At 47.2% G+C, this 13,206-nt stretch carries 11 protein-coding genes and 1 pseudogene; 3 read left to right on the top strand and 9 right to left on the bottom strand.

The genetic code is table 11. The annotated features are described in order from the left end of the window. Positions 1–38 precede the first annotated feature (38 nt). Entirely contained in the window at positions 39–2,063 is a 2,025-nt protein-coding gene (locus tag H6F51_12120) for a hypothetical protein (GenBank protein MBD1823224.1), read from the bottom strand. 48 nt (positions 2,064–2,111) lie between these two features. Continuing rightward, positions 2,112–2,753, bottom strand: coding sequence for a hypothetical protein (locus H6F51_12115; GenBank protein MBD1823223.1), 642 nt, complete (start codon positions 2,751–2,753; stop codon positions 2,112–2,114). Positions 2,754–3,133: 380 nt separating this feature from the next. On the opposite strand from H6F51_12115, the gene H6F51_12110 reads away from it, so the two are divergent. Continuing rightward, positions 3,134–3,640: a pyridoxamine 5'-phosphate oxidase family protein gene (locus tag H6F51_12110; protein MBD1823222.1), complete on the top strand. Its 507-nt coding sequence runs from the start codon at positions 3,134–3,136 to the stop codon at positions 3,638–3,640. Between the two features lie 364 nt (positions 3,641–4,004). Here H6F51_12110 and H6F51_12105 read toward each other — a convergent pair. From H6F51_12105 to H6F51_12075, 7 genes and pseudogenes are all read right to left on the bottom strand, one after another. Next, a pseudogene (locus H6F51_12105) lies at positions 4,005–4,271 on the bottom strand (hypothetical protein). A gap of 441 nt (positions 4,272–4,712) precedes the next feature. Next, positions 4,713–5,546: a 1,4-dihydroxy-2-naphthoyl-CoA synthase gene (gene menB / locus H6F51_12100; protein MBD1823221.1), complete on the bottom strand. Its 834-nt coding sequence runs from the start codon at positions 5,544–5,546 to the stop codon at positions 4,713–4,715. Continuing rightward, the gene (gene menD, locus H6F51_12095; protein MBD1823220.1) at positions 5,543–7,270 is read right to left on the bottom strand and encodes a 2-succinyl-5-enolpyruvyl-6-hydroxy-3-cyclohexene-1-carboxylic-acid synthase; all 1,728 of its coding nucleotides are present in this window, start codon (positions 7,268–7,270) and stop codon (positions 5,543–5,545) included. Before menD ends, menB begins: the two co-directional genes overlap by 4 nt. After that, positions 7,267–7,935 carry a Uma2 family endonuclease gene (locus tag H6F51_12090; GenBank protein MBD1823219.1) on the bottom strand — a complete coding sequence of 223 codons (669 nt, stop codon included), beginning with the start codon at positions 7,933–7,935 and terminating at the stop codon, positions 7,267–7,269. The genes menD and H6F51_12090 overlap by 4 nt, the downstream gene beginning before the upstream one ends. Continuing rightward, positions 7,932–9,338, bottom strand: a complete 1,407-nt coding sequence (locus H6F51_12085) for an isochorismate synthase (protein ID MBD1823218.1) — start codon at positions 9,336–9,338, stop codon at positions 7,932–7,934. The genes H6F51_12090 and H6F51_12085 overlap by 4 nt, the downstream gene beginning before the upstream one ends. Positions 9,339–9,440: 102 nt before the next feature. Beyond that, positions 9,441–10,817: a cytochrome P450 gene (locus H6F51_12080; GenBank protein MBD1823217.1), complete on the bottom strand. Its 1,377-nt coding sequence runs from the start codon at positions 10,815–10,817 to the stop codon at positions 9,441–9,443. A 195-nt stretch (positions 10,818–11,012) separates the two neighbouring features. Next, on the bottom strand, positions 11,013–11,348 hold the full coding sequence (locus tag H6F51_12075) for an NAD(P)H-quinone oxidoreductase subunit M (GenBank protein MBD1823216.1): 336 nt from the start codon (positions 11,346–11,348) through the stop codon (positions 11,013–11,015). Between the two features lie 118 nt (positions 11,349–11,466). Here H6F51_12075 and H6F51_12070 point away from each other — a divergent pair, with 118 nt between their 5' ends. Both H6F51_12070 and H6F51_12065 read left to right on the top strand, forming a co-directional pair. Beyond that, complete coding sequence (locus tag H6F51_12070; protein ID MBD1823215.1) at positions 11,467–12,207, top strand: histidine phosphatase family protein; 741 nt, start codon at positions 11,467–11,469, stop codon at positions 12,205–12,207. Between the two features lie 151 nt (positions 12,208–12,358). After that, complete coding sequence (locus tag H6F51_12065; protein ID MBD1823214.1) at positions 12,359–13,195, top strand: hypothetical protein; 837 nt, start codon at positions 12,359–12,361, stop codon at positions 13,193–13,195. Positions 13,196–13,206 lie beyond the last annotated feature (11 nt).

Genomic DNA, 13,206 nt, shown 5'->3' with positions numbered 1-13,206 from the left:
ATGAAAGAAGCAATTCTTTCATCCACACCAGTTATGGATTACAGTTCAATGACGATCGATTCTGCGTAACCCGTTTCATCGACCAGAACTTTGACCTTCTTGCGACCTTCATCATCAAACGGATCAGCTTCTTCCACATCATGCAGCATGACGCGCTGCTTGCTGCCGCTGAGTTCCTCGATCCACAGTGCTGGACCAAATTTGCCGTACTCCACTGCGGTTAATGTTCCAGCGATCGCTTTTTTGTTCCCGTTTCCATTACCGTTGGGTTCGGTCTTTTCAGACTCAGGCTCTTTGTTCTCAGATTCGCTCAGGTGAATCACTGGATTGGTTCCTGCTGTGAGGAGGCGATCGGCGATCGGATCGCTTTCGGGCAAGTCAGCTTCTTTAGAAATCAGTCGCACCCCGTTCTTATCCACCACGATGAAGATTGACTCTTCGGTTAAAGTAATCGGTTGTTCTTTGGCGCGGACTAACTTAGTGCCAATCACTCCCATTGCACTGAAGGTGACGACTGGCTGAGTGCCATCAAGGGGCATTGGATACGTGAATGTAATCGGTTCTCCATTCGGGAACGGCTTAATCCGAGCAGATTCCTTGATCGGATTCTTCAGATGTGTTCCTGCAACCGAAACGTTAACTACTAATTCATCCTTGTCACCCGGCATTAAGTTAATCTGATTGTCGCTGTCAAAGGTGTAGAGATAGATATTCACTCGACCCAGACGAGCAGACGGTTTGATGGTGATAGAAGGCTGCGCCCCCGTGGTCGAACCCTTCTCGGTGATGATTGGAAACTTCGCATTGTTGAAGTCAATTTGTGCCTGATAGTTAATCCGCACTTTATCAGGCTTTTGACTGGTGAGTAGATATTGCTTAGAAGTAACATCCGCACCAAACACATCAGAAGCCGGAATCATTACCGGACGACCATCTTCCATTGCAGAACAAGACAGTGCAACCGACTTCACCATCTCATCAGGAGAAACACTCAGAAGTAACGGGAAGGTTAGCTCGGTGTTCACTTCATTGAGATAGCTTGCATCCAACTCAGAAAGGAACGTTGCGCCTGTATCCATTGCCCCTTTCAGCCAGGAGAAACCGTTAAACTCCATCTTCAAGGAAAGATTGGTCACGTCGGACTCTTTCCGCCATTTCAGCGCGAAATTGGCACCGCCAAACCATCCAGAAGTGTTACCCGCCTCAGCAGGTTTAACATCTGGTTTTTTCTCAAACAGCATCGGGAAGAAGTTCTTAAATGCCTGATCAATAAAGGTATTCAGCAGATTTTGTTTGACTTCCTCCATGCCATCTGGCAACTTATCCAAGCCTTGCACTTTTACAGAAATGGCACCATTCCGCACCATGCTTTCCCATTGTGCTTGCAAGTCGATGCTGCCACCGTAGAACCATCCGTCGTAGCTCGCTTTCAACTGAGCGGACAGATGCTTAAACACACGGCTTCCATTCACATCCACTTCGACAATACACTCTGGAATCGATTGCAGATACTCATACCGTACCATTGCACCGATCGGTGTATTCTCCCGATTCCGAACAGCTTGCGCCAAGGCTTGCGCCCCTTCAGCCGTCAAGTTTGCCAGCAAAGACACCTTAGAACCAATCACGCCGAATTCTTTGTTGTCGATCGTCGATTGGCTCGCTTTACCAATCACTTCAGGAATCAACAATTCCACTGTTCCTTTGCGAGTGACCAAGGGAACAAAGCGAGGATTGGTCGACTTAGAGCGTCCTGATTTAACAACTTCCTCACGCCATTGCTGTTCGATTTGCTTATAGGTATCTGCATCAAATTCAATCCCTGTCGAGAGCGTAAAGAGTGCGCCACCTCCAACAGTTTTGTAAGCTCCATCTTTCTGCACTCGAAATTGGCTAATTGCAGCTTGATAGCGTCCCGTTCTAAAATCTCGCGCCAGGGTTGCTTGTTTGGGACTGAACAGAATGACATCATCATCTGAGCTTTGCCAAAGCGTGAAGTTACCGACATCCCATTTCTGACCAGACAAAGCAACGCAATATTGAGAAGACAGGCTAGAGACCATAAAACCTCCTGGGTTTGTGGTAAGTAAAGTATCTAAAACGAAGCGACTTTATACAGACATTGCATCGAACAGTTGAAGCTCTTGATCTTTGGCAAGCAAGATCAATGTTGAAGGGAGCTTTTGCGATCGCATAACCTCAAGCGACTGAGCCAACATCTTCACCAAGCGCTGATTGACAACACCAAATGCAGTAATGGTAAAGACTGTCTGTTCTTCAGGAAATAGCAGATACGGCACGTCCCAGCTCTGATTGGGTGTCAGTCGGTGTGAGAGTTTGACAGGACGGGAAAGATGAGGAGACTGCCAATTTAGGTTAACCACCAAATGATTGCGATTAACACTTTCAACTGAATCCATTGTCTCAATGGCTGCAACCTCAAATTGCAGATTGAGAGATTGAATCCACTGTCCCGGATCAATCACAATACGATCGCCGCCCTGTTGCACCGATTGGCTCACGTCCCAGTGAATGACCTCCCAATTTGCGATGGCAAAGTTCACTTGAGCTTGACAATGAATCCTAGCGATCGCAGGATTCTCGCTTGTCAGTTCAGCTTCCGTCGTCCCTCCTTCTGATGGAAAAGAAAGCGCTTTCGGAACCATGCCAGTGTTCGCCGACCATGCCACCGTTACTGATTCAAGCAATGGATGCCCAACGATCATGATGGAAATAGGAATTGTGGTTTCCATTCCAGTGACCTCCTAGCAGGGATTCGGTCAATAGTGAGCAGTTCGCTTGCTTCAACTGCATCTAAAGTGGCTGATCGAGAGTTGCTCTGGCATCACCCACGCGGGTACTGTTGCAGATAGCCAAATACAAGCATATTCTGTCAGCTTCTCAAGCCTCTGGATACTGTTAGGTTACTCACTGCAAACACGTCACTGCAAACATATCTTTGTGGAGAAAGTAAGATGTCGAAGCTTCAAGAAGCTGCTCAGTATTTAGCCAAAACTAGCGATCTCAACGCAACCTCTGCCAATTGATAGAGCCAAACTCCTCTCTAAAGGTTTGAGAAAAAATCTTTCGATTACGGCATTGTGAGAAATGATGCTAAGAAGGAACCAACAAAATGACGCTTGCAACCGACTCTGATCAGTCTTTACAAAAGCTGCGCGACATCATCAAGGACATTAACTTCTGTATGTTAACCACGATCGATGACGATGGCAGCCTTCGCAGTCGCCCCATGTCTGTCAATAGTGAAGTCGAAGCCAATGGTGATCTCTGGTTTTTTACCTATGCGAGTTCGCACAAAGTCACTGAAGTGAATCACCATCATCAGGTGAATGTTAGCTTCTCTGCTCCAGACAAACAGCGCTATGTGTCGCTCTCAGGAACGGCGGAACTGGTGCGCGATCGCGCCAAAATGGAAGAACTTTGGACACCAGAACTCAAAGCTTGGTTTCCCAAAGAACTCGATGAGCCTGATATTGCTTTGCTAAAAGTGAGTGCGACGAAAGCAGAATACTGGGATGCTCCTGCGGGTTGGGTTGCGAAAGCTTATGGCTTTGTCAAGGCGGCAACGACAGGCAAAACTGAGGATTTAACTGAGGACGTGAAGCTCACGTTAAATTGAATCAATCACATGAACGAATGCTTCCTAGGTTGAGAAGAATCCATGCCGCCCTGTGAGGAGCCAGCCTTCTAATACCAGATTGATTTGTGGATGCGACAGATTCTCGCCCCCTAAATCCCCCAGAATGGGGGACTTTGAGTATGATCTGTCGCATTCTATGTTTAATTCGGTATAAGGTGTGTTCACTCAACATTTCCAGCACCCGACCGTCTGGAGAAAGTTCACCGCCGTCCTCGTCTTCCGGCAGATACTTAGCAAGCAACACATTCAAAAGCTGAAAAGTAACGCTAGCAGCAATGCAGACGATCGTTAAGGAAATAGTTTGTTCACAGTCTGCTAGTGTCAGCGAAGCTCTGCCCTGAAGTTAAGCAGCAAAAGCTTCATCGTTGGTTTCATTGGATGCAGTGCCCCCGATCGCGCAAGCCGTATGCGGACTTTGTAGCATCAATTGTGCATCAGGGTGCTGACGGGCAATCATGGTTTTAACGTGCTCTGATTCATCATCTCGAATTGCCATGAAGACATCATACAAATTGTCGATCTTGGGACGGCGCTCTTCAGGCTTTCTGCTGGCTTGGAACTCATCAAACATATACAGATTGCCATCTCGGTAGTAATTGATATAGACCTGATTAATCACGAACGCCAAAATACCAACTAACAAACGAATCATTCTCACAGTCTCCCAACAAACTCACTTACAGAATCTGCCAGACTCGACAGATTCAGGTTGAATGACTCAACAATTCCATCCTAGTCATTTCATACCGAATCAATTTATTAATGCGACAGATCCTTCGCCCCCTAAATCCCCCATACTGGGGGACTTTGAGAATCCGAAACAGATTTGGCTTGAAGTCCCCCACACGTGGGGGATTTAGGGGGCTTCCAAGATCTGTAGCACTCAAAAATCAATTTGGTATCACATCTCGCTACAAGTTGATTACTTTTACCACCGTATAGTTACCTGAAGTAAAAGATTAGGGAGCAATCAGAGCTATGGAAGACTGTGAAGAAACCCTTAAATGTTCAAAATCGTTAAAACTCTAAATTGTGGTAGCTCAGAGAAAAGTTAAGGCAACCAAGGATATTTGCGAAAGTCGGGTTTGCGCTTTTCGAGAAAGGCTTGTTTGCCTTCTGAGCCTTCTTCGGTCATGTAGTAAAGCATGGTGGCGTTTCCTGCGAGTTCCTGAAGTCCGGCTTGTCCATCGCAGTCTGCATTCAGCGCAGCTTTGAGACAACGGATTGCGATCGGGCTTTTTTCTAGAATTTCTTGTGCCCACTGAATACCTTCTGCTTCGAGTTGATCCACTGGAACGACTGTGTTTACCAATCCCATCTCTAAGGCTTCCTGAGCGTTGTACTGGCGACAAAGATACCAAATCTCTCGCGCCTTTTTTTGTCCGACAATCCGCGCCATGTAGCTTGCCCCAAAGCCACCATCAAAGCTACCCACTTTTGGACCTGTTTGTCCAAAGATGGCGTTATCAGCCGCGATCGTTAAATCGCACAATAAATGCAAGACATGACCGCCCCCGATCGCATAGCCTGCCACTAAAGCAATGATCGCTTTGGGCATCGATCGAATCAATCGCTGTAAATCCAGTACGTTTAATCGTGGGATACCCGCTTCATCAACATAGCCTGCATGACCCCGAACACTTTGATCCCCGCCGGAGCAGAAGGCGTATTTCCCATCGGTGTGAGGTCCTGCACCTGTCAAGAGAATGACTCCGATGCGGCTATCTTCGCGGGCGTTGGCGAAAGCATCATACAGTTCAACAATGGTTTTTGGGCGAAAGGCATTTCGCTTGTGGGGACGGTTGATGGTTATTTTGGCGATGCCGTCGGCTTTGTGATAAAGGATGTCTTCGTAGGTTTTTACGCTATGCCATTCAATCGTCATAGTTCTATTGAGTCCGCGAATGTTCTTAAGTTGGTTTTGCGCCAGTTGGCATCGTCATGGCGATCGGTTCTTAGTTCAAGTACCCGAATGCCGCTCTTGGGAAGCGATTGAATGCGATCGCGCAATTGCTCCCAATGTTCGATGATTTCATGTTTTATGCCGTATGTTTGACAAAGTTTGGAGAAATCAATGTTCTGTGGGGTGGCAAAGAATTCTTCAAACGGGGGATCGAAGGGCGCGATCGGTAACATTCCAAAAATGCCGCCACCATTGTTGTTGATCAAAACAATAGTTAGATGTCCTTTGAAGTGCGATCGGATTAAAAATCCATTGGTGTCATGCAATAGCGCTAAATCTCCTGTAAGCATGACTGCTTGCTGATGATGCGCGATTCCTAAAGCGGTTGAAAGGGTTCCATCAATGCCATTCGCACCTCGATTGAAGAACGGCTGAGTCTGCGAGTTTCCAGGTTTCCAGAAGAACTCCACATCGCGCACAGGCATACTGCTTGCAATGAATAGCGGCGTTTCAGCCGGAAGAGATTGTGACAATATCCAAGCCGCTTTGCCCTCAAATAAAGCGGTTTCTTTTGCCAGGAACTGATCGATCGTTCTCCGCATTTTCGATTCTGCACTAAGCCAGTCATGCAGAAAATCAGATGGCTCAACGCTTGGAAGTGATTCGAGGGATTCGATCGAACATTGCAAATGAATGGTTTTGCCGTGAAGAGGATCGAGGCTACGATCGCTCGGATCAATCACAATTTGCGTCGGTTGAATCGCATTCAGCCAGAGCCGTAATTCTTTGCTCGTTGGCATTTCTCCGATTCGGATCACAACTTCAGGTGCAAGGCTTTTAGCAAGAGTTTTGTTTCTGAGAATCGTGTCGTAAGTTGAAATTAGATACGGATTGAGGCTGGCATAGTTCCGTACAGGTGAAAGCGCTTCAGCCAGAACAGGCATCGAGAGCGATTTGGCAAGATGAGCGATCGCTTCACAATATTGGTTGGGTGACTCTGGTTGAGCGACTCCAGCAATGATAATTCCGCGTTGGCCGGCAAGGTTGATTTGCCCCCTAAATCCCCCGTTCATGGGAGACTTTGATTGTGCTGAAACTTTAGGGTGAATGTGATCGAAGAAATCATTGGGAATATTGATCGACATTCCCGGTTGTTCGATCGGGGCTAAGGGTTCGCGAAACGGCAAATTGAGATGAACAACTCCGGAGATCGGATATTGAGTTTGCTGCATTGCATTGAGCATTGTTTGACGCAAATATCGCAGCATTGATGATTCTGTTGAAGGAATTGCAATCTCTGTGTAGAAATTGACATAGGAACCGAATAGTTTTTGCTGATCGATCGCTTGTCCTGCGTTGCAATTTCTCAATTCCGGCGGGCGGTCTGCGGTCAGAATTAACAATGGCACTCGACTTTCTCGCGCTTCAACCACTGCGGGATAAAAATTCGCGCCTGCTGATCCGGAGGTGCAGACTAAAACCACAGGATTATGAGTTCTTCGAGCAATTCCAAGTGCGAAAAAAGAAGCCGATCGCTCATCTAAGATTGGAATCGCTTCGATTTGAGGATGACGGGCCAATGCAACCGTTAGGAGAGTCGATCGCGATCCTGGACAAATAATTGCAGTTTTTAAGCCTGATCGGGCTAAAGTTTCGACTAAAACCGAAGCCCAAAGCGTATTCACATTCCGAAAATCTAAATTCATTGCCGATTAATAAAAGCTTGATGTTCTGGCGATCTCACTCCTGCCTGAACGGTTTCCAATACGGTGATCATATCTCCGCCTAATAAAGCCTCGACGCTGAGCCACAAACCGGGAAAAATGCTTGATCGAATAATCCCTGTTTCATCTGGCAGCATCAATCGATATTCACCTTCAACCAATTGAAACCAGTCCACACGCTTCTCGTAGGATTGCCAGATGATATATTCCTGGACTCCATTCCGGCGATAAACCCGTTTTTTGCTTCCACTATCGATCGCGGCACTACTCGCGGCAACTTCAATCACTAATTCAGGTGTGCCAGCCAGATAATCGTCACTATCAATAACGACTCGTCCACCTCGACTCTGGTCAAGAAACAGAACTAGATCGGGTTGAGGCTCGTTATCGAGATCCAGTCGAACAGTTGGATTATCTCCAAGTCGAACGCCAGGAGTAAATGCCTTATAGATCGTCAGCCAACCATTCAAATTGCTATGAGGTTCTGCATGGGACTGAAAGCGTAACGCTGATGCCACGTACACGACTCCTTCGATTAATTCAGCTTTTCTGATGTGTGGAGAGGCAGCATAGCGGCGCTCGAACTCTGCGCGAGTTAAGTGATCGCCATTCTCAAGCGGCGGAATTTGACTTACAGGAGTGTTCATACAAGGGCATTCAACAGAGCTTTGAGTTTGAGTTGAACTTCAGCGAATTCCTTCTCTGGATCTGATCCTGACACAATTCCCGCGCCTGCGAACAATCGCGCCCGATTCCCCTGCAAGATACAAGAGCGAATTCCGACTGCAAATTCACCGTTCCCTTGAGCATCGATCCAACCGATCGGAGCCGCGTACCACGATCGCTCGAATGCCTCAAACGATCGTAGATGTTCACAGGCAATCAATTTCGGTGCGCCTGCAACGGCAGGTGTCGGATGAAGTTCTGCGACTGCATCAAGCAGATGCACATCAGATTTAATCACAGCCCGAATTGGGGTTTGTAAATGCTGAATGTTGGGGAGTTGCAGCAATCGCGGCGGCGAAAATTGCGGTGTGAGATTCAAATTTCTAAGGTGTTGAGCGATCGAATCAATCACAACCTGATGTTCACGCTTTTCCTTCTGACTGTTGAGTAATGCTGCTGCCAGTCGAGCATCTTCAGCGCGAGTTTTACCCCGTGGAGCGGAACCCGCCAAAGCTTCAGTGAGTAAACGATCGTGCTGAATCTTAACTAACCGCTCTGGACTTGCACCGATAAAGGCTGCATTTTTTCCGTTACTTGCCGAGAAAATATAGCAGTTGGGATAGCGCGATCGTAAGTTACTCAGCGATCCAACTAAATTAAACGGTAATGGCGAGATGACATCCAAAGCATCAGCTAAAACAATTTTGTTAAATCGCTCTTGCTGAATCAGTTTTAACGCTGCGGCAACAGATTTTTGATAGTGCCCAGGATGCGAAACGGATTGCCGTTTGAAAAAAGGTTTCGGTGTATCAATCGCCAAGCGAATCACATTATGTTTAATCGATCGAATTCTCTGAATGGTTTGAAACGTTTGCTCTACGGTTGTTTCTAAGTCGGAAGTCTCTGAAATTTTTAGATTTGCTGTGATCGTCGATCGATCCTGAGCGCGCGAAATTTGCCATCTAGGAAGAAAGACATTCGCTGCTGGAAATAATGGATCGGCTGTTTGCTCGAAAAAAGAGAAGTTACAAAAAAAATGCGCTCCAGCAAATTCGGTATCGAGCGCTCCAATTTGATGAGTTTGATCTAACGTCGCTTGGATGAATCTTTTAACTTGGGTGAATCGATCTCCTCCTTCAGCCTGAAATTCTAAAACCGGATCAAATGCTAAAACTGCTTGTGTGTTCTCAAGATAAAAATGCTTTTGATCCGGCTTGACCAATGCTTCTAGAACCGCAAGCAGATCAATCTCTTCAACACTCAAAGAAATGCTGGCAATGCAAGAATTAACCGTTCGAGAGATAGATTGTTTACACCTGAGAAGAAACTGATAGAGACCTTGAGGATCAAGCTGTGACTGAAGCTGATACTGGATCGCAGGCATAACAATTGTCCTAAACGTCGGCAACCATTAAGCCGATCTTAAAGCACTTAGGGATTCATCCTTTGTAATTTGTAATGAAGTGAAGCATTTCTGTCGTGTTTATTACGGATTGTGAAGCAATTCGGGGATTATTGCCCGATCGCGCACCACTTTCAGCCGAAACGTATCGGGTGGCACGAAAGTAATTCCTCGCCGCGCTGGATGAACTGAGCGAGCGAGCGTCGTTTCAAAGTCGTACCAAGAGAGCACCGTTGCCAGCACCAGCTTCATCTCAAACATCGACAGCGCCATTCCCACACAACTGCGACTCCCACCCCCAAACGGCAAATATTCATACGCCGAGAACTTCTGATTGATGAAGCGATCGGGATTAAATTGATCCGCGTGTTCGTAGGTTTTCTCGCGCCGATGCGCCAGATAAATACACGGAATCAGAATCGTTCCCGGCTCGTAGGTATAACCTTCAATCTCGATCGTTCGTTTCACCTTACGCGGCTGTGAGATCAGCGCGATCGGATAAACCCGCAGCGCTTCCTTACAAACTGCGGTGAGATAAGGCGCTTGTGAAAGTGCGACCGGATCAGGATTTTCGCCCAAGCTTTCTAATTCTTGACGCAAGCGATCGAGCGATTCTTGATTCCGATGCAACCAATAAAACGCCCACGTTAAACCCGATGCCGTGGTTTCATGTCCCAAGAGCAACAGAGTCATCAACTGATCGCGCAATTCCTGATCGCTCATCGATTCGCCCTGTTCATCTCGCGCCATCATCAGCACCGAGAGAATATCGGTACGATTTTGCAGCGATTGCGACCGTCGATCGACAATCTCCGCATAGATCAACTCATCAATCTGCGCCATTTGCTCTAAAAACTGTCCCCAAGGACTCCAGCGCCCCAAATTTTGCTGAAGCATCGGGAAAAAGAATTGCGTTGAATAGAGCGGCGATGTGATGGCTTCTAACAATTGCGCGAGGAGCTGCTTCAAACGCTCGTAGCGCACTCCGGGCACTAAACCAAACACAACTTGAAGAATCACTTGCAGCGAGATTTCCGACATTTCAGAGCGAATGGCGATCGTCTCTCCCACGCTCCACTCGATCATGCGTTTCTGCGTCAACTGACAAATCAAGTGTCCCTGACTGTGCAGTTGCTCCCGATGCAATGCAGGCATCAATAACTGTCTCTGTCGCTGATGCCGCGCACCTTCCTGCATAATCAGCGACTCATTGCCCACCAACGGTCGAAAAACGTGCGTGACCTTACCAAACTCAAACGCATCTGCCAGTGTCGTAAATACTGCTTGAATCGCATCAGGATTGCTGAGAAAGACCACAGGCGGGGAATTCAGACCCAAAACTCGCGTGGTAAAGGTATCCCCATATCGGGCTGACGCACGATCGAAAAACGCGATCGGATCAGCGACAAGCGATAGAGTTTGAACAAGAGCAGGAGAACGCAATCCGGGCGGCAACGTCATCAGATTACTGGTAATACACGCTGTCTCTAGTTTAGAGAATTTAGATCAGCTCTATGTGAGAAGTTTCAAATTCTTCAAACGGTCTACACTCGCTTAAGTCAGCCCCCATACACTCAAAATCCCCCATTCATGGGGGATTTAGGGAGCTGCAACCTACTGAAACGAAGCGAAACTTTCCGCGCAAGCTCGATCGCTCTACTCCGGTTTCACCTGCGGCAATCCCATACTATAGTTCAAAACCCGACTCTCTAGGTTGTAAGAAATCTCACCCTTCTGAAGCAGCGCTCGCACCAAATGCTCCAAATCCGACCCGATTCGTCGCAGGTTGTAGTCTGTCAGTGCTTGACCACTGTAAGACTCAACCAACTCATCAAACTTGCTATACACCTTTTGCAGCGCATCTTGGTTCCAGACCAATTCATTATCTGGATCAACATCCAGCGTCAGAACCTTATCACTTTCGATCAACTCATTATTTTGTACTTCTGCCGAGAAAATATGAATGTGGCGAGTCGTAGATTTGAGTAACATAAACTGACCTGGATTCCGTAGCTTACTTTTGAAATTGTAATTGTACTCGGTCGCCAAATTTCTCGATCGCGCCCAATTTACTCATCAATCCTTTCCCATCTCTAAGATTGATTTTCTCATGTCTAAAGTCCTCAAACTCCTTTTTATCCGTCACGCCCAGTCGATCGGCAATATCCAAAAACGAATGCAAGGTCACGGCGATTACGAATTATCTCCCCTTGGTCGCCAACAGTGCGAAAAACTCGCGAAACACCTGCGCGCTGAGTCTTGGCGACCTTCCCACGTTTACTCTAGTCCCCTCAAACGCGCTGCCCAAACGACTGAAATTCTGCTGTCTTATTTTCAAGAACCGCATCTACCTGCTGCAGTGAGCGATTTGATCGATTCCGATTTAGAAAGCCCGATTGAAGATGAACCCACCCCACGAAAAATCCCGCTTGAATATGCCGAAGAATTAAAAGAATTTCAGAACGGAATTTTTCAAGGATTAACCTGGGCAGAAGCGCAATCTCGCTATCCCGATCTTTGCCGAAAATTAGAAACTTCTCCCGATTGGATTCCGATCCCCGAAGCCGAAACCCTACATGATGCTCGCGATCGTGCCCATCGATTTATCGCTCGAATTATGCAGCGCCACCGCGACGGAGACCAACTTTGGATTGTGAGCCACAGTTGGATTTTGCAACATTTAATCGCTCAATTACTCGGAAGCGATAGATCCTGGAGATTACGCGCCCACAATACTGCCCTGTTTGAATTCTGGGTTGATCGATCGCGTTGGGAACTGCAAAATCAAAATCGTTTCAATACCGATCTGTGGCAGATTCGTAGATTCAATGATTCTCGGCATTTACATTAAAAATTCTGAGGTCAATTTCTCGTAAAAAAGCAAATTTTTGCTAAGGAATCTGCCTTTTCTGACAGTTAAACTTGCCCTGAAATGCAAAACAAGCGATATATTAACGTAGTAAATTCCAAGTCAGGGTTTCTCGTTAACTACTCATCTCATGATTGTGAATGCGGTCAATGATATCTACAAGCAAGCCCACCAAGGCAGCGTCGCCGCGATCATTCAAATTCTGAATGATAAATTGGCAGACTCTGGCGTGAGAACTCGCGCTATCTTTGCCAATGGAGTGCTACAACTTTTATGCGAGGCAGCCACCTCCGACCAGCTCGATCGCGCAGCGCTCACTGAGCGCGTCCGCAAAATTCTCGAATCGATTTCACCCCGCCATATTCGACGAGTAAACATTAACAGCCGAATTGTCCGAGAACAGCAACTGCTCTGGTTTGAAGAAATCAACCGCGATCCCGATGGACAATTACTCTGGTCGCAAGAGATCCTTCTAAAGCGACCAAATTTCATTCGGGGAATGCTGCAAGATCTACGAGAAGCCTTCAGCGATCGCGATGACTTACCAAGGACGCTTTCACCCCAAGCCGTGCGCGAGAAACGCCAATTCACCAAAGGCATCTTCGGCGGTATCGTGATCAGCGCAGGCATTTTGCTCACAGGTTGGGGAGTTTATGCTTGGAGCCAAGGTAAGTTCTTTGCCACCCCGCGGATGCAGCCGCAAGTCTCACCCAAGCCGCCCCAGTGGACTGCAAACGTGAAGCAGGATGGTGACTCCTTTGCAACAGCGGTGCGAGTTGCAGAACAAGCCGCAAACAGCGCGAAAGAGGCAAAAACTCCGGTTCAATGGCAACAGGTCGCAGAAATGTGGGGAGGAGCATCCCGGCTGATGTCTCAAGTGCCCGATAATCATCCGCGTGCAGATGTGGCGCGAAATCGCGCAGACCTCTACCGTAAGAATCAACAGATTGCGTTAAAGAACGTGAAGTAGAGCCACGCTCG

The sequence above is a fragment of the Cyanobacteria bacterium FACHB-DQ100 genome (genome assembly GCA_014695195.1).
Taxonomy (GTDB): domain Bacteria; phylum Cyanobacteriota; class Cyanobacteriia; order Leptolyngbyales; family Leptolyngbyaceae; genus Leptolyngbya.
Note: the sequence above shows the minus strand (reverse complement) of the source record. Positions and strands in the feature narration are given on the sequence as shown.